Origin of the sequence: Sphingomonas sp. Ant20, from assembly GCF_000783375.1 — a bacterium.
In the GTDB taxonomy this organism is placed as follows: Bacteria; Pseudomonadota; Alphaproteobacteria; order Sphingomonadales; family Sphingomonadaceae; genus Sphingomonas; species Sphingomonas aerolata.
This window is the reverse complement of the sequence record NZ_JRVI01000085.1, coordinates 1-21,202: the sequence shown is the minus strand read 5'-3', so window position 1 is coordinate 21,202 and position 21,202 is coordinate 1. Positions and strand designations below refer to the sequence as shown.

The 21,202-nt window shown below is 64.4% G+C and carries 14 protein-coding genes and 5 pseudogenes; 16 read left to right on the top strand and 3 right to left on the bottom strand.

Annotated elements, in window-relative coordinates; genetic code table 11:
* Positions 1–89: 89 nt before the first annotated feature.
* The gene (locus tag NI18_RS12105) at positions 90–1,514 is read right to left on the bottom strand and encodes a hypothetical protein (protein WP_037530071.1); all 1,425 of its coding nucleotides are present in this window, start codon (positions 1,512–1,514) and stop codon (positions 90–92) included.
* A gap of 41 nt (positions 1,515–1,555) precedes the next feature.
* Positions 1,556–1,858, bottom strand: a complete 303-nt coding sequence (locus NI18_RS12100; protein ID WP_037530070.1) for a hypothetical protein — start codon at positions 1,856–1,858, stop codon at positions 1,556–1,558.
* 107 nt (positions 1,859–1,965) lie between these two features.
* Between NI18_RS12100 and NI18_RS12095 the strand changes: the two genes are divergently transcribed.
* The 13 genes and pseudogenes from NI18_RS12095 to NI18_RS12035 all read left to right on the top strand — a co-directional run bounded on the left by NI18_RS12095 (position 1,966) and on the right by NI18_RS12035 (position 17,473).
* Positions 1,966–2,589, top strand: a complete 624-nt coding sequence (locus NI18_RS12095; RefSeq protein WP_037530068.1) for a hypothetical protein — start codon at positions 1,966–1,968, stop codon at positions 2,587–2,589.
* Between the two features lie 123 nt (positions 2,590–2,712).
* Positions 2,713–3,363, top strand: coding sequence for a hypothetical protein (locus NI18_RS12090; protein ID WP_198527009.1), 651 nt, complete (start codon positions 2,713–2,715; stop codon positions 3,361–3,363).
* A complete protein-coding gene (locus NI18_RS12085) occupies positions 3,360–3,797 on the top strand; it encodes a nuclease (RefSeq protein ID WP_198527008.1) in 438 nt (145 codons plus the stop codon). The genes NI18_RS12090 and NI18_RS12085 overlap by 4 nt, the downstream gene beginning before the upstream one ends.
* A gap of 194 nt (positions 3,798–3,991) precedes the next feature.
* Positions 3,992–4,405: a hypothetical protein gene (locus NI18_RS22395; RefSeq protein WP_052149169.1), complete on the top strand. Its 414-nt coding sequence runs from the start codon at positions 3,992–3,994 to the stop codon at positions 4,403–4,405.
* A 108-nt stretch (positions 4,406–4,513) separates the two neighbouring features.
* Positions 4,514–5,458: a zincin-like metallopeptidase domain-containing protein gene (locus tag NI18_RS12075; RefSeq protein ID WP_037530067.1), complete on the top strand. Its 945-nt coding sequence runs from the start codon at positions 4,514–4,516 to the stop codon at positions 5,456–5,458.
* Between the two features lie 119 nt (positions 5,459–5,577).
* Positions 5,578–7,683, top strand: a complete 2,106-nt coding sequence (locus NI18_RS12070; protein WP_037530066.1) for a ParB/RepB/Spo0J family partition protein — start codon at positions 5,578–5,580, stop codon at positions 7,681–7,683.
* A gap of 207 nt (positions 7,684–7,890) precedes the next feature.
* Positions 7,891–8,013, top strand: coding sequence for a DUF6117 family protein (locus NI18_RS28050; RefSeq protein WP_347574854.1), 123 nt, complete (start codon positions 7,891–7,893; stop codon positions 8,011–8,013).
* 89 nt (positions 8,014–8,102) lie between these two features.
* Positions 8,103–12,459 (top strand): annotated as a pseudogene (locus tag NI18_RS12060) (strawberry notch-like NTP hydrolase domain-containing protein).
* Positions 12,460–12,472: 13 nt separating this feature from the next.
* Positions 12,473–13,510 carry a toprim domain-containing protein gene (locus NI18_RS12055; protein WP_037530065.1) on the top strand — a complete coding sequence of 346 codons (1,038 nt, stop codon included), beginning with the start codon at positions 12,473–12,475 and terminating at the stop codon, positions 13,508–13,510.
* Between the two features lie 329 nt (positions 13,511–13,839).
* Positions 13,840–14,169, top strand: a pseudogene (locus NI18_RS12050) (hypothetical protein); the annotation flags it as partial.
* Between the two features lie 63 nt (positions 14,170–14,232).
* A pseudogene (locus tag NI18_RS12045) lies at positions 14,233–15,172 on the top strand (IS5 family transposase).
* Between the two features lie 39 nt (positions 15,173–15,211).
* Entirely contained in the window at positions 15,212–15,775 is a 564-nt protein-coding gene (locus NI18_RS12040) for a sugar phosphate isomerase/epimerase (RefSeq protein WP_306286390.1), read from the top strand.
* A 21-nt stretch (positions 15,776–15,796) separates the two neighbouring features.
* A complete protein-coding gene (locus tag NI18_RS12035) occupies positions 15,797–17,473 on the top strand; it encodes a GMC family oxidoreductase (protein WP_037530064.1) in 1,677 nt (558 codons plus the stop codon).
* 57 nt (positions 17,474–17,530) lie between these two features.
* Here the strand turns inward: NI18_RS12035 and NI18_RS12030 are convergent.
* A pseudogene (locus NI18_RS12030) lies at positions 17,531–18,615 on the bottom strand (LacI family DNA-binding transcriptional regulator).
* A 259-nt stretch (positions 18,616–18,874) separates the two neighbouring features.
* On the opposite strand from NI18_RS12030, the gene NI18_RS12025 reads away from it, so the two are divergent.
* The 3 genes and pseudogenes from NI18_RS12025 to NI18_RS28040 all read left to right on the top strand — a co-directional run.
* Entirely contained in the window at positions 18,875–20,047 is a 1,173-nt protein-coding gene (locus NI18_RS12025) for a glycoside hydrolase family 43 protein (RefSeq protein WP_235188383.1), read from the top strand.
* A gap of 40 nt (positions 20,048–20,087) precedes the next feature.
* A pseudogene (locus NI18_RS28045) lies at positions 20,088–20,815 on the top strand (FGGY family carbohydrate kinase).
* Positions 20,788–21,202: FGGY-family carbohydrate kinase (locus tag NI18_RS28040; protein WP_347574853.1), on the top strand; the 415-nt coding region annotated here is incomplete at its 3' end. The pseudogene NI18_RS28045 and the gene NI18_RS28040, both read left to right, overlap by 28 nt.

Sequence of the window (21,202 nt, the reverse complement as noted above, 5' to 3'; positions counted from 1 at the left end):
AAATACCGTCGAACGACCGAAATGCAACGCGCTTCATCGCGCGAAGAGCTCTGCAATCCGTACTCCGATCCGACGCCAACACCGGCCTCTCATCCGAGCGCCTGAGGGCCAGAGCTAGGATCCGCCCAGCGTGGCAGTTGCGCCAAGTCGATCAATTCTGCGCGTACCACACCATCGAGCGCTTCGGGGAAAAGCCGAACGACAGCCTTCCACACGGGGTGATCGATCGTGACTTGGTCATGCGTCTCCCGTGCATTGCGGACGATTTTCTGAAGCGATGTGCGTTCGCCAAGGGCAGCCGCGCGGGTTACGCCCAGAAACTGCAGGATCATATCTGCATAGGGCGCAAAGGCTGCTGAGCCGACCTTGCTATTCAGCATTGCCAGGAGAGCGCCGTCCCCGGAATGGCGGGTGATATAAACGACGTCGGAGTCCTGAGCGGCGCTATGCGCGATCGAACAGAGTATCGCGAACAGGCTGGCGAGATGCGCCTGGCCCTTATCCGCATGGGTAGCCCAATACGCATCTCTCCAAGCCGATAGGTCCGGAACGTGCGCGCGGACCGAGGCCCATGCGGGGGCAAAGCTCTCGCTATAAAACGGCGAGGCAGGCTTATCGCGTTGCGCCTGCTGGAACGCCTTCCACCAGCGATTGCGAACCTCACGGCAGTAGGTCGCCAGCCGTTCGCTGCGTCGATCTTCGACGAAAGCTGACCTACCCGAACTGGTCTGTAGATCGTCAAGACCGACGAGCCTCGGCTTTAGGTAGCTGCCCTTGCCATCTTCGAGAAGGCATTTGATGACGAGCGTACCGCTCGCGACGGATGCGGCCTGCGCGTCGTCATCGAAGATGAAGGCATTCCCGCGCTGCATCGTGATGACGTCATGGAATCCTTGAGGCAACGGCTCGTCGAGGCGCCGAAAAATCCAGATCAGCCGCACGCCCTCGCGCTCATAGTGCAAATGCCGGGCTGCGATCTCGGGTGCGAACGGCTTGGAAAGCTGCACTTCGAGCGCAAAGCGACCCAAGTCGCCCATATCGAGGAAAATGTCTGGAAAGCGGCCACGAGTGTGGATGGCAGGACGCAGGTAGGTATCGATCGCTGACGCTTTGCATCGTGGATCAGCCTTCGCCACCGCTTCGATAACCTGACAGAGCTGGCGATGAAGCGCCGATTCCTGGTTGCCTTGATATTGCGCGGCACGCGCGTCGTCCGGCGTGAGGGTGCCGCCATCGTACCAAGGGCAAGTCGGCGGACTATCGGGAAAATGGGCGTAAAACGGAACATGATCCCCATCCACCGCCTGCGCACGGATGAACACGCCGCCTTCGCAAAGTCGACACCGCGCCAATGCCGTATTCGGAGCCTCCTGACGCCGAATGTTGATCTGGGTACGCAGGTGCTCCCAGCTTTCGCGGGGCATCGCCATAAGGGTCTCGATCGGCACCGCGCCGCGCGGTAGCTCGAAATCGGCGATCCGGATGGTTCGCTGCAGGTCAGTCCCGCGACGCACGGCGCGGCGGCTCCCCAGCCTCGCCGTGGCGACGCATTGGTTTAACCGTGATCATAGCGGTTGATCCGCGCCAAACTCAAAAGCCCCTGCGGATCAACCAGCAGGATCTTCATCACACCTTGCTCGGCCGCTCGCTGTTTTGCCTTATGCATCAATTCGAGGGCGGGGAGCTCGAAGCCGCTGAGCCTGCGTGGCTTCGCCATCTGGGCTGTGACCGGACCAACCAGGTTCATTTCAAGTTCGGCGACGATCGATTGCCCAGCGCCTGTAGGACGGTCCACGTAGACCGCGAAATAGGGTTCGCCGGGCGCGATTGCCTGCTCATTCAAAAGAATCTCGGCCAACAACGTCCTCCCTCGATAGCGGAACCTTTATAGAACATCTTGCTCGACGAACAACATATGGGAATAGCTGACTCAACATTTTGCCAACCTGGAGTATCGACGAGGCTATGTCCGTTCAACGCCTGCGCACCATCGTGAATCTGTCGGTTCCGACCCTCTTCCGCCAGATAGCGGGCGGTCGGGTGCAGTGTGAAAGCGAAGCGACCTTGCAACTCCACCTTGGCAGGATCATCGCCACTGCTGCCGATCTCGAAATCACCAGCGAGCGCGAGACCTTCTCGGTTGAGCTGGAAAAGCCTCTACGCGGCGCCGGCGGCAAGCGCGGCCACATCGATGTGTGGTTCCGGCTCACTGACGATGACGGTCGACAGTGGCGATGCGCGATCGAGCTCAAGTTCTTCAAGCGGAAGAACCATCGAGAACCCAACAATCGCTACGAGGTCTTCAAAGACATTGCGCGCCTTGAAAGTTGTGGTGACGTCGCGGATGTCGGCTTCATGATCGTCGCGACCGACCACCTGCACTACGTCAGCAACGAGGTGTATTCCCTTGCGACCAGCGATTTCGACTTTCGCAATGGGGCGACATACCAGGCTGGAAAGACTCTGACTTACAACACTGGCGGAGACTTCGGTCCGCCCATCACGTTAGCGCGCGACTACCAGTTCCAGTGGGCGGATGGGACGACTTCGCTACACTATCTCTTGCTCGAAGTGACACCAACGCCATGATCGCTCGCGCATGGCTGTCGATAAACGCATGAGTAAGAACCGATATGGCTGACGATATTCCTTCCGCAATCCTGACCGAGATCAAGCGCGTCGCCCGCGAGGAATGGCCGGGGGGATCGGGAGATGCAGCAGTATACAATCGACGCGGAGACCACCGCTTACCGAGGGCTGGACGACCTAGATTACGGGGAGGCTGCGGACCACAAGCCGGCGATCCTCACGGAGGCGAAGGAATACCACACCACCTGGGAAGAGATTTACGGCTTTGTCTCGGAGGAGGTCGAGGCCTTCAAAGCCCTAGCCGCCCTCGCGCCCGATGACGTCCCGACCGACTTCATTGCCGAACACAAACGCAAGGCCGCCGCCGAGCATGACTGGTTCGCCATGCAGCTTGAGACGGTGGAACAGGCGATCGAGGGCTATCGCTACGTTCAGCGCACCCGCGCCAAGGTCGGTCCCATTCGCGACATCCTGGTGCGGATGGAGGCGATCATCGGTTCGGAGTGCTACAATGCCAACATCCAGAACTACAGCGCCTGGGGCGTCTGGGAGGGCGAAGGACGGTCGTTCCGATACCCTGTCACATACATCCGCGACGGCAAGGAGGAGAAGCGCAAGGCGCGCGTCGATGATCTCGAGCCCGAAGCGCTGATCACCGGCCACTACAAATTCGGCGCCAACGAGCTGAGCATTCACCGCGCCCTGGTTCGTATCGTCGATATGCTGAAGGCCGATTATGGCCTGACGATTCCCGCGCCCGAGGATCCCGCATGATTGCGGCGCGCCGTGTGCTGAGCCCACCAGCGTTCGTCCTCTGCGCCTTTGCCTTCTCGGTAATGGCGACGCCCGCCCGGGCGGACCCCTGCGAAGGTCGCCTGCCATCTCAGCCGGGGCAGCAGTTTTCGGGAACGGTCCGCTATGTCGGTGACGGCGACGGACTGTGCGTCGGCAATTCCAACGATCCAAACACCTGGATCGAAGTGCGCTTGGCGGACTTTGACGCGCCCGAACTCCACGCCCCTGATGGCCGCCTGTCCAAATCGCTCCTCGAGCAGGTTGCGTTCGGTCAGAATGTAGCTTGCGAGGCGCGGCGCGGGCGGCGTGGCCGCGTGATCGTTTTCGACCGGGTGATCGCCGTCTGCCGCGTCCATGGACGCTCGATCGGCGACCTACTCCGCGCGCGGCACGCGCCCGAAGGCGGCAACTGATCGTCGAACCTCAATCCAGAAGGGTCTAGGTCCAGGAGGGGAATGCCTTCCCCTGCGGTCGAGCCGACACGTCTCGCCCGACCCCTTCTGCGGGGAGCGCCCCGCAACGCCCCCGCGGTAACAACCAATCCTGACGGCGGAATCCATTCGCAGCGACGTGCGTTGTCTCTGACCGTTAGCATGAGACTCACGCGATGAAACCCACGCTTCAGGCACATCTGCTCGAACGGGCCGCGAGCTTCCTCGTCATGGCCGATCACGTCGCCGAACCTGAAGCCCGGCTTTGCGGAGAACCGCTTTTACAGAATGTCGGCTATGCACTCGAACTCGGGCTCAAAGCGCTCCTTGTTGAGCGGGGATGGGACGACGATAGCTGCCGCATCGAGGTGCGGCATGACATCGCCAAAGCCCTCGGCGAAGCAGCGAAGGTCGGATTTGTACCAGCGCATCCCGACCTTGCCGCCCTGATCGCCACTATCAGCCCCTACTATAAGCGGCACGGACTGTCCGAATTGGTGGCCACCGGCGGCTTGGCGATGTCGCCCGATCAGGCCTTGGCCGTGACGCGGAGCCTGCTTGATCAGGTCCGCGTGTCGGTCAGTAGGTAGCTGACGGATCCGCAGGCGCACATTAGAGGGAGAGGGCTGCGGCTGTCGCCGTGACGGGTTTTGACGGTCGAGAGAGGTTCTCTGGCCGGCCCGTCGCGGAGATACGCGATGACACGCCCAGCTTCCAAAGGCCATGCCCGAACCCAGCGCTCGAACATCTACGACGAGATCACGACCAAGATTATTGCCGAGCTGGAGGCAGGCCGCCTCCCCTGGGTCCAGCCCTGGGGCTCGAGCACGGTATCGGCGCCACTTGCCATGCCGCGGAACGCCGCGACCGATCGTGGCTATTCCGGCATCAACGTCCTGATCCTCTGGGGCGCGGTCGTCCAACATGGCTTCGCCACGCAAGGCTGGCTCACCTTCCGCCAGGCTTTGGGGCTGGGCGGCAATGTCCGCAAAGGCGAACACGGCACCACCGTCGTCTATGCCGATCGCTTCATCCCCGATGACGAGCGTCGCCGGGCACAGGACAATGGTGACGATCCAGCCGCCATTCCTTTCCTCAAGCGCTTTACCGTGTTCAATGTCGCCCAATGTGAGGGCTTGCCCGACAGGCTATCGGCGCCGCCCTCACCCATTCCCGAAGGTCTGATCGTGCCAGAAGTGGAGGCGCTCATTCGTGCCAGCGGCGTCGACCTGCGCCTGGGCGGAGACAAGGCCTTCTATGCACCGGGTCCTGATTTCATCCAGATCCCCAGGCCCGAGGCCTATTTCGAGCCGATCAACTGGCATCGCACGGCCCTGCATGAGCTGGGGCATTGGTCGGGCCATCCCGGACGCCTCGCGCGCGACCTGAGCGGTGGCTTCGGGTCGAAGGCCTATTCGCGCGAGGAGCTCGTCGCCGAAATGACGTCGGCCTTCTGCTGCGCGAGCCTCGGCATCGCGCCAACCGTGCGCCATGCCGATTACATCGGCGCCTGGCTCGACGTCCTGCGCGAGGACAATCGCGCCATCGTGCGCGCCGCGAGCGCGGCCTCCAAAGCGGCGGACTACCTCCTGGCCTTCGCGCCCAGTGCGACGGCACGGGAGGAGGATCGGGAAGCGGCGTGACCTCGCCCGCTGCGCGCCAGCTCGGCCGGAGTCCAGGAGAGTAAGAGGGTCGAGACGGAGTTCGTGACGGGTCAGGGTCGAGAGAGAGGCTCCCGGCCGCCCGTCACGGAGAATATCCCATGACCCAAGCTTCCCAGAAGATCGTCCTGTCCCCCTCGCGGGACATCCCCTTCAACAAGCTCTTGCTGAGCCAGTCCAATGTGCGCCGGATCAAGTCCGGCGTGTCGATCGAAGATCTTGCCGAGGACATTGCACGACGGACCTTGCTCCAAAGCCTCAACGTCCGCGCGGTCGTCGATGCCGAAGGCAATGAAACCGGCATGTTCGAAGTGCCGGCCGGAGGTCGGCGCTATCGTGCGCTCGAACGGCTCGTGAAACAAAAGCGCCTGTCGCGGACAGCACCCGTGCCCTGTGTCATCCGAGAGAGCGCGAACATCTCGGCCGAGGAGGATTCGCTCGCCGAAAACAGTCAACGTGAGCCGCTGCATCCGCTCGACCAGTTTCGTGCCTTCCAGACTTTGCGCGAACAGGGTCAGGGCGACGAGGCAATCGCGGCGCGCTTCTTCGTCACGCCGGCCATCGTTCGCCAGCGCCTCAAGTTGGCGTCCGTATCCGACCGGCTGCTCGCCCTCTACGCCGAGGACGAATTGACCTTGGACCAGCTGATGGCCTTCACCGTCACAAACGACCATGCGCGTCAGGAACAGGTCTGGGAGGCGCTCGCGCGCAACCCCTACAAGGAAGCCTATCAGATCCGGCGCATGTTGACCGAAGGCGCCGTGCGCGCTTCCGATCGACGCGCACGTTTCATCGGCGCGGAAGCCTATGAAGCCGCAGGCGGCGACATCTCGCGTGACCTCTTCCAGACCGATGACGGCGGGTGGTTCCAGGATCCGGCGCTTCTCGACCGTCTGGTCTCAGACAAACTCGCGGCGGCTGCGGAGACCGTCGCCGCCGAAGGCTGGAAGTGGATCAGCGCCGACATCGGTTTCGATTACGGACACACGCGCGGACTCCGCGCCTTGCCCTCCACCAGCTCGTTGACCGATGAAGAACACGCGACCTACGAGGCGCTCAGCCAGGAGTATGCGGCGCTCGAGGAGACCTACGCCGAGGCCGAGGAGCTGCCCGACGAGGCCGACCAGCGCCTGGGCGAAATCGAGGCCGCGCTCGAAGCTCTCCAGAACCGACCGGCGCTGTTCGATCCGGCTGACATCACGCGGGCGGGCGCCTTTGTCAGCCTCGACAGCTCTGGCAGCCTCAAGATCGAACGCGGGTTTGTGCGACCGGAGGACGAGGCAGAAGCTGAGCCGGATGCCACCCGTGGCGATACGGATGAGGCCGTCGAGCCTTCCGAGCCCGATGCCGGCATCCAGCGCGCCGTCATCACGATCGGCGGCGCAGCCCAGCTCGGCGGCGAACCCGATGAGGATGACGACACCATCAAGCCGCTGCCCGAGCGGCTGATGACCGAACTAACTGCGCATCGGACGCTGGCGTTGCGCAACGCGGTGGGTGCCGACCCCGACACTGCCTATCTCGCCGTCCTTCATGCCCTCGCGCTGAAGACGTTCTACCGCTTCAGCACCGCGACGTGCCTGGAGATCGAAGCCAAGCACTCCGCCTTTGGTCACCAGGTGCCTGGTCTCAACGACACAGCGTCGGCGCAGGCGATCACCGCGCGCCATGCGAGCTGGTCGGATCAGCTGCCTCAGGACCCTGGTGCGTTGTGGCAGACGTTGACTACCTTCGACACGGATCGACGCGGGGCACTGTTCGCCCACTGCGTCAGCTTCAGCATCAACGCCGTCCACCAGTCCTGGAACCAGGGCGACAGGATGAAACATGCTGACGCGTTGGCGCAGGTCGTCGATCTCGACATGGTCGCCGCAGGCTGGACCCCGACGGTCGAATCCTACCTCGGCCGCGTGACCAAGCCGCGCATTCTGGAGGCTGTTCGCGACGGCAAGGGTGATCGCGAGGCCCAGCTCATTGAGCACCTCAAGAAGGGCGATATGGCCAAGGAGGCCGAACGGCTGCTGGCCGGTTCAGGCTGGCTGCCGGAGCCGTTGCGCACCGCAACCGATCAACCCGTCTTGCTCGAACCGGACGGATCGGAGCCCGAAGCGCTGCCGGCTTTCCTGACCGCAGACGAGGATGACGAGACCGGAGCCTCCGACCCCGAGCCGGATACAGGGTTCGAGCACGCCATCGCCGCTGAATGAACATCGCGGGGCGGCGTCCGGCCGCCCCGCTCCACTCCCACCTTTCGGCCCGCCTTCTGGCGGGCCTTTCTTTTGTCAGGAGCTTGCCATGCCGATCCCCGACCATGCCTCCCGCAATTTCCAGACTCTCCTACAGGCCGCCCGCAATGATGATCTGGCCCTGATGGAATGCCTAGACGCCGAGACGCGCGAGCTGCGCTACGTCCTTTGCGCCGTCGCCGAGACGGCGAAGACTATGTCTTCACGCCGTTCGGCCATCTCGCGCCCGGCAATCCGTTCGACGCCTATCTGCCTCCGGCCGACGGCGGCGGCTTTGCAGAAACAGAGTGAGAGCGGGGCCGGGAGGGGGCGAGCCGGTGCGGTCGAGAGAGAGAGCGCCGTTCGGCTTGCCCTCCTCCTGCTCTCCCGGATGACCCGCCATGACATCAACCGCACTCGCGTCCCCAACCCTCACCGTGACAAGCCGCGCGGCGGCCAATCGCGCCCTGGCGCTCCGCCGCGCCGCTCTGGATCTCCTTCCCACCCTGATCGCGGGCACGGCGCTCGATGCCCGCGCCCTTCGCACCACTATGGAGGCAGCGTTTGGCGGATCGGACGCCGAAGGGCTGTGGACCTGGAAAGACGCTTATGAGGCGTGCGAAGCAGCGCAGATCGCATTCCTGCGCCGATTTGGACCGGCGCTGTGCGGCCGTCCGGCCAGTTCGCAGCTTGCCGTGGTCAGCAAGATTGCCGGCCTGCTCCCCACCCACACCCGACGCTCGATAGAAAGCGAGGCGCTCCAGCAATTCTCGACGCCGTTGCCCCTTGCCTGGATCGCGGCACGCGCAGCCATGATCACGCCGGGTGATCTGGTTCTGGAGCCATCGGCCGGGACCGGATTGCTTGCCATCTTCGCTGAGCTTGCTGGCGCCGAATTGGCGCTCAATGAATTGGGCGAAACCCGCGCCGACCTTCTCGGTCACCTCTTTTCGACCGCGGTCGTCACTCGGTTTAACGCCGCCCACATCCATGATCATCTCGACGCCGGGCTCGTCCCTAGCGCCGTCCTCATGAATCCCCCCCTTCTCGGTCGCAGCGCAGGTCGAAGGCCGCGTCGCCGACGCGGCCCTGCGGCACATCAACTCCGCCCTGGCCCGTCTCGCCGAAGGCGGTCGCCTGGTCGCCATCACTGGGGCGAGCCTGTCCCCCTACGATGCAGCATGGCGCGATGCGTTCATCGACCTTCAGGCGCGGGGCCGAATCGTCTTCTCCGCCGCGATCGACGGCCGTGTCTATGCTCGGCATGGTACAACGACCGAAACGCGCCTGACCGTGATCGACCGTCTCCCGGCCGATGACCCATCATGCTTCCCCATCACACCCGGCATGGCGTCCAGTACGACCGAGCTTCTGGCTTGGGTCGACAATGCGATTCCCGCGCGCCTGCCCATCAGCGCCGCTTTTACGCCGAGCCGCGTCTCCGCAAAGCCGCCTTTGCGGAAATCCGTTGCGTCGCCTGCACGATCTGCGTCGCAATCGATCGACCCCGCCGCCGTGCCGCTCCGCTATTCCGTGGTGGACTGGTCCCAACCCGCAGCCGATCGGATCACCGAGGCTCTCTATGAAGGCTACGGACTGCAATCAGTGGCCATCGATGGAGCTCGCCCCCATCCGACGCCGCTCGTGCAGTCCGCGTCCATGGCTTCTGTGTGCCCACCGAAGCCGAGCTATGTTCCGCTCCTGCCGGAGGGATTGATCGAAGCCGGCCTTCTCTCCGATGCCCAGCTTGAAACCGTCATCTATGCGGGCGAAGCCCATGATGGCCAGTTGGCAGGCGCCTGGACAGTCGATGCGACCTTCGACCAGATCAGTGCCGCGCCTGAAAATGCCGACGGCATGGTCCGATTTCGCCGAGGCTTCATGCTTGGCGATGGGACGGGCGCGGGCAAGGGCCGCCAAGTCGCCGGCGTCCTTCTCGACAATTGGCTGAAGGGCCATCGACGCGCGCTGTGGGTCTCGAAATCCGACGCGCTCATTGAGGACGCCCAGCGCGACTGGTCGGCCCTCGGCCAGGAGCGGCTGTTGGTGACGCCGCTCTCCCGCTTTCGCCAAGGGGCGCCCATCCGACTGGAGGAAGGCATCCTTTTTACCACCTATGCCACGCTACGGTCCGACGAACGCGAGGGGAAGGTTTCACGCGTCCGACAAATCGTCGACTGGTTGGGCTCCGACTTCGACGGGGTCATCGTGTTCGACGAATCCCACGCCATGCAGAATGCCGCAGGCGGCAAGGGCGAACGCGGCGAGCAGGCCGCGTCGCAGCAGGGCAAGGCTGGCTTACGCCTGCAACATGCGCTTCCCGATGCCCGCATACTCTACGTCTCGGCGACCGGCGCGACGACGGTTCACAACCTCGCTTATGCCCAACGGCTCGGCCTGTGGGGTGGCGAAGACTTCCCGTTCGCCAACCGCGCCGAGTTCGTGCAGGCAATCGAGGCCGGTGGCGTCGCCGCGATGGAAGTGCTCGCCCGCGACCTCAAAGCGCTCGGCCTCTATGCCGCTCGCTCGCTGTCCTACGAAGGGGTCGAATATGAGATCGTTGAACACCGGCTGACAGCCGAGCAAACCGGCATCTATGACGCTTATGCCGGCGCGTTCGAGATCATTCACAACAATCTGTCGGCCGCGCTTGAAGCCTCCAACATCACAGGCACCGGGCCGGATGGTAGAACCAAGACGCTGAACGCTCAAGCCAAGTCCGCGGCGCGGTCGGCCTTTGAGAGCGCCAAGCAGCGCTTCTTCAATCATCTGATTACCGCCATGAAGACCCCGACGCTGATCGCGGCGATCGACCGTGACCTTGCCGAAGGTCACGCCTGCGTCGTCCAGATCGTCTCCACAGGCGAAGCCTTGCTCGAACGGAGACTCGCCGACATTCCCACCGAAGAATGGGCCGATATCGCCGTCGACATCACCCCGCGCGAATATGTCCTGGACTATCTGGCGCACTCGTTCCCAACCCAGCTCTTCGAACCCTATACCGATGGCGAGGGTAACCTGTGCTCGCGGCCGGTGATGCGGGATGGCCAGCCCGTACAATGCCGCGATGCGCTCGAACGTCGCGATCGTCTCATCGAGCATCTCGGCGCACTGGCCCCGGTGCAAGGCGCCCTCGATCAGATCGTCCAGCGGTTCGGCACCGAGCAGGTCGCCGAAGTCACCGGACGGTCCCGCCGCGTCGTCGCCCGCATCGGCGCGGACGGCGAACGGCGTCTGTGTGTGGAACATCGCGCGGGCAGCGCCAACCTGGCGGAGACCGCTGCTTTTCAGGACGATGACAAGCGCGTCCTCGTGTTCTCCGACGCGGGTGGCACGGGCCGGAGCTATCATGCCGACCTTGGCGCCAAGAACAGGCGGCTGCGCATTCACTATTTGCTCGAGGCAGGCTGGAAGGCGGACACGGCCATTCAGGGGCTCGGGCGCACCAATCGCACCCACCAGGTTCAGCCGCCCATCTTCAGGCCGATCTCGACCGACGTGAAAGCGGAAAAGCGGTTTCTATCGACCATTGCGCGGCGGCTCGACACGTTGGGCGCGATTACCAAAGGACAGCGGCAGACCGGCGGACAGGGTCTCTTCCGTGCCGAAGACAACCTCGAAAGCGCCTATGCCAAAGCGGCACTGCGCCAGCTCTACACACTGCTCCTGCTCGGCAAGGTGCCGGGCTGTACGCTGCAACGGTTCGAGGACGCCACGGCCCTCAAACTGACCGATCGCGACGGCACCCTGCGCGAGGAACTGCCGCCAATCACGCAATTCCTCAACCGGATGCTGGCGCTGACCATCGACCTGCAAGGCACGATCTTTGAGGTATTCGAAGGTTTGCTTCGCGCCAAGATCGAAGGCGCGGTCGCCGCCGGCGTCTATGATCGCGGCGTAGAGACCATCACGGCGCACTCGCTACGCGTCACCGAGCGCCGCACGCTCTATACCCACCCTGCGACGGGCGCCGAGACCCAGGTCTTTACGGTCGTCGAGCGAAACCCGACCCGGCCGATTTCACTTGCCGAAGCGGTTGAGCGCGGTGCCGACCGCGACTGCCGCTTATTGATCAATCACCGTTCGAAGCGGGCAGCGGTACAAATTCCGGCCCCCAGTCTGACGCTCGATGACGGCGAGGTGGAGCGCCGCGTAAGGCTCCTCCGCCCAGTCGAGCGCATGGCCATGGCGCAAAACGCTCTTGAAGAATCGGCTTGGGAAACGGTCGACGCGGAGCGCTTTGCGCACGCGTGGAGTGCGGAAATCGCCGAATTGCCCGCCTTTACCGAAGTCACCTCGCACATCGTCACCGGGCTGCTGTTGCCCATCTGGCGACGCCTTCCCGGAGAAGGATGTCGGGTTTACCGGCTCCAGACTGACGATGGCGAGCGCGTGATCGGCCGGCAGGTCGCTGCAGCATGGGTGGCTCAGGCCTTCGGAGAAGCGCCCGTAAGCATGGCTGCAGGTGATGCGTTTGCCGCCGTGCTGACCAAGGGGGATACGCTTCACCTTACCGATGCGATGTCCCTGCGGCGTTCGCTCGTCATGGGCGTTCAACGGATCGAATTGGTGGGTTTCACCAGCGCGATGGTCGCGCGGCTGAAAGCCATCGGCTTAACCTCCGAAATTATCGCCTGGAAGCTGCGCCTGTTCATCCCGACGGGCAGCAACGGTCCTTCGATTACAGCGCGTTTGCTCAGTCGGCACCCTATCGAACGGATCGCCCCTCGGGTGGCAACCCGCCATGCCGCAGCCTGATCGGAGACCGGCAATGCACGGCCCTGCTGCTGAGCTGGCCGACCGTCTCGCGCGGAACGCCGAGGCGGTCTGCCGACACTATTTGTCCAATGGACGCCGCGAAGGCCGATACTGGCTTGTCGGCGACATCAACAACAACCCAGGCCGCAGTCTCTATGTCCGGCTGCGCGGCATCGAAACCGGCAGCGGCGCGGCCGGCAAATGGACCGACGCCGCGACGGGCGATCATGGCGATTTGCTCGACCTGATCGCCGCCTGCCGAAATCTGCAAAGCCTGCGCGACACCTTGGACGAGGCTCGCCTGTTCCTCAGCCTGCCACGAACCGAGTCTCATGCCGACAGGCGACCGGCCACGCCGGTCCCAACAGGGTCGCCCGAAGCGGCGCGTCGCCTATTTGCGATGTCGAAGCCGATCACGGGCACAGTCGCACAATCGTATTTGCGCCGACGCGGCATTACGGATGTGCGGCATGGCGACCCCCTGCGCTTTCATCCTCGCTGCTGGTATCGCGGTGATGACGAAGACCCGCGTGATCGCCCGCGCGACGCCTGGCCAGCCATTATTGCAGCGGTCACCGATCTCGACGGCACGATCACCGGAGCCCATCGGACCTGGCTCGATCCTTCAGGCTCGCACAAGGCCGACATCTCCACCCCCAGGCGGGCCATGGGGCAGCTGTTGGGCAATGCAGTGCGGTTCGGTCATGCTGTGGATGTGCTCGTTGCCGGTGAGGGCATCGAAACAATGCTTTCGGTTCGTCAGATCCTGCCAACCCTACCGATGGCCGCCGCCCTGTCGGCCAACCACCTCGCGGCGTTGATCCTGCCCCCCACGCTCCGTCGGCTCTATATCGCTCACGATGCCGATCCGGCCGGTGATCGGGCGCAGGAAACGCTGGCCGAACGCGCGATCGCCCTGGGGATCCAAGTCATTCCCCTGAAACCCAACCTCGGCGACTTCAACGACGATCTGCAGCGGCTTGGACGCGATGCGGTCACGCGCGAGCTCCGCGATCAGCTCCTGCCCGACGATATTGTCCGATTTCCTTGATCGATGGTGATCGCCAGGAAGACGCTTGTTGTCCGTAAAGCAGGAGGAACGCTCGGTCTGACCTTGTCTTTGAGGCGCGGCGCCCACGGCCTTCTGAGAGGGCGATCGGACCGGACGCGGTTCGGGTCGGCAACGGCTGCGGCGGGCTATTTTCCGCCGGTCCTGCGGACCTTTGCATCGCGAGCCAAAATAGCCCGCCTTCGCCGTCCTACGCTGCGCTGCGGCCGCTCGGTCCTTCGGACCGGCGGTGCAGGCCCGCTCCGCCCCCGCTCTTCGTCGCCTGCGAAGGCCGCGATGGGCGCGGCCGGCAAACGGACAGGCAGGACACCATGAGCACCGATCCCGATTTCGAACCGCTGCACGAGCAATCCCCCACCTCCAGCCTCCTCGATGAGCTGCAACTCTTTGGACACAGGCCCTTCGAGGATGAACCCGATCCCAGGCCGTTGCCCGAAGAACGCCACGTCCGTGGCGCGATCGCCGACATCTTCGACGCCCTCGCTTCCACATTCCAAGACACACGTCTTGAACCCGACCTCGACGACCTGCTGTGGGCGACCGTGAACCTCTTCCACCGCGCCGCCGAACGGATCGAACGCGAACTCGACGATAACGAGCAAGCCCAAAAGCGCGGACAGCGCGAGCAGGACGGCTCGGAGGGGCTTTGTTGCACAAAGGGCGTTGGGATTCCCTGTGAGGGTCAGGAAGCGTAGGTGGGATGGATGCCAAAACCGACCATGCCGAAGTACCGCACGACGAACTGGAGCGAGTATAACGCAGCGCTGAAGCGCCGCGGGTCGCTGGAGGTCTGGTTTGACCCGGGCATGGATTGGCTGGCAGCCCCGATTGGTCGTCGAGGTCGGCCGATGCGGTTTTCGGACAGCGCGATCAGGGTTTGGCCTGACGCTGAAGATAGTGTTCGGACTGCCGCTACGGCAGGTGACGGGACTGGTTGCCAGCCTGCTGAAGCTGGCAAAGCTGGATTGGCCGGTGCCGGATTACACGACGCTATGCCGTCGGCAGAAGACATTGGCGGTGTCACTTGATGGTCGCGCCAGTACGGGTGGTCTGCATTTGCTGGTCGACAGTACCGGGATCAAGATGATGGGCGAAGGCGAATGGAAGACGCGCAAGCACGGCGCTTCCTACCGTCGCCAGTGGCGTAAGGTTCACCTTGGGATCGACGCCGAAACCCTGGAGATCCGGGCCATCGAGGTCACAACCAATGCGATTGGCGACGCCGCGACACTGCCGGATCTGCTGGCGCAAATCCCGACGGACGAACGGATTACGATCGTCGGGGGGTGATGGCGCCTACGACACCAGAAAGTGTCGGGCCGCGATCGCAGCCCCGGGGGCGCAGACGCGGTCATTCCCCGTACGCCCGGGGGCGGCCAGCCATGGAAGAAGCCGGCGGCCGGCGCCGATGCTCGCAACGAAACGCTACGCGCGATGAAAAGGCTCGGTCGAACAATCTGGAAGAAGTGGAGCGGCTACCATCGCCGCAGCCTGGTCGAGACGAAGATGCACTGCTTCAAGCTGCTCGGCGAGCGCGTCGCATCGCGCACCTTTGATCGTCAGATTACCGAGCTCAAACTCCGTGCCGCAGTTCTCAATCGATTTTCACAAATAGGAACACCGACCACCATCCGCGTTGCATAGATCTCGTCAGTAAAACCATATTTGTGCTTAATTATCTTTGTGCAACAAAGCCATGACGCGCTGCTTCAGCGGTTCGAACCGTCGGTGGCGATGGCGAGGACGCTCGGCGCGAAGACGGTCGTGCTGCCGTACATGACTGACGAGCATCGCAACGAACAGGGCTGGAACGCCGCGCTGCCCAATTTCAACCGCTTCGCGACGCAGCTGAAGTCGGCGGGGTTCGGCTTTGCCTATCACAACCATGATTTCGAATTCACGATCCGGCCCGGCGGGGTCAGCCTGTACGACCGCCTGCTCAGGGAAACCGATCCCGCGCTCGTCAAGCTCGAGCTCGATATCTACTGGGCGGCGCATGCGGGCGAGGATCCCGCGGCGCTGATCGACCGGCTGTCCACCCGCCTCTACGCCTATCACGTCAAGGACATGCGCCCCGATCGCAGCATGACCGCGGTCGGCCAGGGCACGCTCGACTTTGCCGCGCTGTTCAAGCGCAAGTCGGGCGCCGGCGTGCAGCATTTCTACGTCGAGAACGACCAGGCGCCCGCGCCCTATCTGCCCGACATCACCACCAGCTTCCGGACGCTGCGCGCACTGCGCTTCTGATCGAGACAGGAGACCAAGACCATGGCCGCAACCAACGGGTTCGACGCGATCGTCATAGGATCGGGCGTGAGCGGCGGGTTCGCTGCGAAGGAACTCACCGAAAAGGGCCTGCGGGTCCTGATGCTCGACCGCGGCGTGATGGTCGAGCACGGCGAAGGCTATGCCTATGATGGCAAGCCCGCCTACGAGGTGCCTGCGCGGAACATCATGCCCCCGGCGCTCGTCAAAAGCGATTATTTCATCGCCAAGCACGGCTATGTCGCACCCAGCAACCGCGCCTTCTACAATGACGACCGGCTGAACCCCTATGCCTATGACGAGGGCAGCAAATTCTACTGGATCCGGCCCGCGGCGGTCGGCGGCAAGTCGCTGATCTGGGGACGCTGGTGCTTCCGGTGGAGCGAGGAGGATTTCGAGGCGAACAAGCGTGACGGAATCGATGGCGACTGGCCGATCCGCTATGGCGACGTCGCGCCCTGGTACAGCTATGTCGAGAAATATATCGGCGTGTCCGGCTCGCGCGAGAATCTACCCTATCTGCCGGACAGCGAATTCCAGCCCCCCATCCCGATGAACGTCGCGGAAAAGTGGCTGAAGCAGAATCTGGAAAGCCGCTTCCCCGGTCGCAAGCTGATCAACACGCGCCTGTCCAACATGACCGAGGACAAGCCCGAGCAGAACCGGACCAAATGCCAGTTCCGCAACCAGTGCAGCAATGGCTGCTCGTTCGGCGCCTATTTCTCGACCCAGGCGGTGACGCTGCCCGCGGCGCGCGCGACCGGCCGATTGACGCTGCAGTCGGACGCGGTCGTCACCAGCCTTGATTATGATCCCAAGGCCAAGCGCGTGACCGGCGTCCGCTACATCGATACCAAGACCGGCCAGGCGCAGTCGGTCCAGGCGGACCTCGTCTTCCTCTGCGCCTCGGCGATGGCATCGACGCAGATCCTGCTCAATTCGCGTCCGGCGGGCAGCGATCGCAGCCATTTCGACACGAGCGGCACGCTCGGCCGCTATGTGATGGACCATATCTTCCGCGTCGGGGTCGACGGCGAGATCGGCGGGATGCAGGAGTTCATCGAATATGGCCGCCGCCCGGGGGGCGTCTATATCCCGCGCTTCCGCAACATCGGCGGCGACGACGGCGTCGGCTTCAAACGCGGCTATGGCTATCAGGGCGGCGCCTATCGCACGCCTGCGGCACCCGTCGGGTTCGGCGCTTCGATGAAGCACGGGATGCGCAACTATGCGCCGTGGCACTTCAGCATGGGCGCGTTCGGCGAATGCCTGCCCTATGCCGACAATCATGTGTCGCTGCATGCGTCGAAGGTCGACCGGTTCGGGGTGCCGCTGCTCCGGTTCGACGTGCGCTTCCACGACAACGAACTCAAGATGATGGCCGATGCGCGGGCGCAGGGCGAGGCGATGCTTCGCGGGGCCGGGCTGACCAACGTCAAGAGTTCGGAACAGGAGCACGTCCCCGGTGACGCGATCCACGAGATGGGCGGCGCGCGCATGGGTCGCGATCCGCGTACTTCGGTGCTGGACGCGTGGAGCCGCGCGCACGAGGCCACCAACCTCTACGTCACCGACGGCGCGCAGATGGCTTCGGCCTCCTGCGTCAATCCGTCGCTCACCTTCATGGCACTGACCGCGCGCGCCGCCGACCACGCGGTGAAGCAGCGCACCCGCGCCTGATCGGCCCCCGCCACCCATCGATGATATCGCTATCATCGATGGGTGGCGGGTGACGGATCAGTCGACGGAGACCTTGGGCCTGCGCCGCGGTGCCGAGTCGGACTGGCGCCGGATCAGCGTAAAATCGAACGTCTTGTGCCGGTCCTGCGGATCGATCGCCTGCGACCGGCGGATGGTCGAGGCGAGCATTTCTACCGCAGACCGCGCCATGTCCGCGATCGGCTGGTGGATCGTCGTCAATTCGGGCCAGATCGCGGTCGACAAAGTCGTGTCGTCGAACCCGCACACCGTCAGGCGCCCGGCACGTCGAGCCCGCGCCGATGCGCGACCGCGACCGTCGCAGCCGCCATGTCGTCGTTCGACGAGAAGATCGCCGATGGCTGCTCGGCGAGCCCCAGCAGCGTCTCGGCCGCATCGAGCCCCGATCGGTAGGTGAACAGCCCGTGCGCGATCAGCGACTCGTCGCGCGCGATCCCGGCCTCGTCCAGCGCCGCCGCATAGCCTTCGAGCCGGCGCGCACTCGACGACAAATTGGGGTTGCCGGTGATGAAGCCGATCCGGCGATGGCCCAGCGCGATGATGTGCCGGGTCATCGTCAGCGCCGCCTCGCGGTCGTCGATGCGGATCGCCAGCATGTCGGGCACGGGCAGCCCGCTCGCCAGCGACACGGTCGGGACGTGTGCCGCCGCTAGCAGGTCGAGCACCGCATCCGCCTCGCACAACGGCGGCGGCAGGATGATGCCGTCGATCCCGCCCTCGATCAGGTGACGCGTCACCGCGATCTCGTGCTCGCCCAGGTCGCATTTCTCGATGATGATCTGCACGTCGCTGCGCGCCGCCTGGTCGAGGCTGCCGAGCAGGAACTCGCTGAGAAAGCCCGCGCTCGGGTTGCTGTAGAGCAGGCCGATGCGGACCTGCCCCGCCCCGGCCAGGCTGCGCGCGGCCGGGTTGGGCGCATAGTTCAGCGTCGCGATCGCGTGAGTCACCGCATCGCGCGTCGCGGCGCGCACATTGCTCGTGCCGTTGATCACGCGCGACACGGTCATCGGCGAGACCCCGGCGAGTCGCGCGACGTCGCTGATGGTCGGCGCGCCGCCGGTGCGCCGCGAAGTCTTGACGCGGCCGATCGAGGAAGTGTTCATGTACCAACCGTTAGCGCACCCCCTTGACGCGGCAAAGCCCCACGCGATCCGATCCCGAGTCGGTCAACGTCGTCGGACCCCGATGGACGGCTCGCCCCGTTGCGGGACCCCGGCCGTTCTTTTCACGGGGTATTTTTCGTGCGCGATGATGCGGAACCCCCTTGCTCCGGCGCACGGGAGGGATATGATAGCGCTATCTCCCGCCACGGCGGAGGACAGGTCTCGTAGAAGACCGGTTTTTAGGAAGGATCATAAGGTCATGCGCCTCCGTTTCCCCATGCCTGCCCGCCGTGCGCGCGCGGTCCCGTTGCTGGCCGCCTCCGCTCTGGTCGTTCCCGTGCTGGCGGGTCTCGCACCCACATTGTTCACGGGCGGGACCGCGACGGCGCAGTCCGCCGCCAAACCGCAGGGCGAACCGCGCAGCCCCGAGGGCAAGCGCTATCTGTCGCAGCCGCTGGTCACCAGCATCTACACCGCCGACCCGTCCGCGCATGTCTTCAACGGCAAGATCTATGTCTATCCGAGCCACGACATCGACGTGACGACCGCCGACGACGATCTGGGCAACCAATATGCGATGCGCGACTACCGCGTGCTGTCGATGGACCGGATCGGCGGGCCGGTGAAGGTGAACCCCGTCGCGCTCGACGTGAAGGACGTGCCCTGGGCGTCGCAGCAGATGTGGGCGCCCGACGCGGCCTATAAGAACGGCACCTATTATCTGTATTTCCCGGTGCGCGACAAACAGCTCGACAAGAACGGGCTCGGCACCTTCCGCATCGGCGTCGCGACGTCGAAGAGCCCGGTCGGCCCGTTCAAGGCGGACCCCAAGCCGATCGCGGGCAGCTTCTCGATGGATCCCGCGGTGTTCACCGACGCGAACGGCGCCAGCTACATGTATTTCGGCGGCATCTGGGGCGGCCAGCTGCAGCGCTGGAAGGACGGCAAGTTCGATCCCAACGGCTCCGACACCGATCTCGGCCAGGACGACCAGCCCGCGCTGTCGGGCAAGATCGCGCGGTTGAACCCCGACATGAAGAGCTTTGCCGAGACGCCGCGCGACGTCCAGATCCTCGACGAGGCCGGCAAGCCCGTGCTCGGCGGCGATCATGAGCGGCGCTTCTTCGAGGCGTCCTGGGTCTTCAAGCGCGGTGGCAAATATTATTACACCTACTCGACCGGCGACACTCACTTCCTGAACTATGCGACCGGCGACAACCCGTACGGGCCGTTCACCTACAAGGGGCATATCCTGAAGCCGGTGCAGGGCTGGACGAGCCACCATTCGATCATCGAGTGGAACAAGAAATGGTGGCTGTTCTATGCGGACACGCAGCTGAGCAACAAGAACCACCTGCGCAACGTCAAGGTGACCGAGCTGAAGTTCGCGCCCGACGGCTCGATCCCCACCATCGATCCGTTCGTCAACTGATGTTCCTCGGAATCGACATCGGCACCTCCGGCGTGAAAGCGTGGTGCTCGACGAGGCCGGCAGCGTCGTCGGCCAGGGCGTCGCCGCGCTGAGCGTCCAGCGGCCGCATCCGCTCTGGTCCGAACAGGATCCCGATGCGTGGTGGCATGCGACCACCGCGGCGGTCCAGGCCATCGACCCGGCCGTCCGCCGTTCGGTCCGCGGCGTCGGGCTTGCCGGGCAGATGCACGGCGCGACCCTGCTCGACGCCGACGACCGCCCTTTACGCCCCGCGATCCTGTGGAACGACGGCCGCAGCTTTGCTGAGTGCGAAGCGATGGAGCGTGCGGTGCCCGATCTGCGCGCAATCGCGGGCAACATCGCGATGCCGGGCTTCACCGCGCCCAAGCTGCTCTGGGTGCGCGAGCATGAGCCCGAGATCTTCGCAAAGATCGCGACCGTGCTGCTGCCCAAGGACTATGTCCGCCTGCTGATGACCGGCGACAAGGCGTCCGACCTGTCGGACAGCGCAGGGACCTGTGGCTCGACGTCGCCGCGCGGAGCTGGAGCGACGCGCTGCTGGCCGCGTGCGGGCTGACGCAGGCGCAGATGCCACGGCTGTACGAAGGCTCCGAGATCACCGGCACGCTGACCGCCGAGGTCGCCGAACTCTGGGGCATGCCGCCGGTCCCCGTCGCGGCGGGGGGTGGCGACAATGCCGCGGGTGCGGTCGCGTCGGCGTGGTCGCGGACGGCGATGCATTGCTCTCGCTCGGCACCTCGGGCGTGATCTTCGTTGCGACCAGCGACTTCCGCCCCAACGCCGATAGCGCGGTCCATGCCTTCTGCCACGCGCTGCCGGGCATGTGGCACCAGATGTCGGTCCATCTGTCGGCCGCGTCGTGCATCGACTGGGTCGCGAGGATCACCGGCGCGACCGGCCCGGCCGACCTGTTCGCACGCGCCGAAGCCGCCGGTCCTGCCAGCGGCCCCGAGATCTTCCTCCCCTATCTCTCGGGCGAGCGCACGCCGCACAATGATGCCGAGGTCCGCGGCGCGTTTCTCCGGCTCGACAACGACACCGATGCCGGCCGTCTGTCGCAGGCGGTGCTCGAGGGCGTCGCCTTCGCGCTCGCCGACGGGCTCGACGTGCTGCGCGCGGCGGGGACGACGGTCG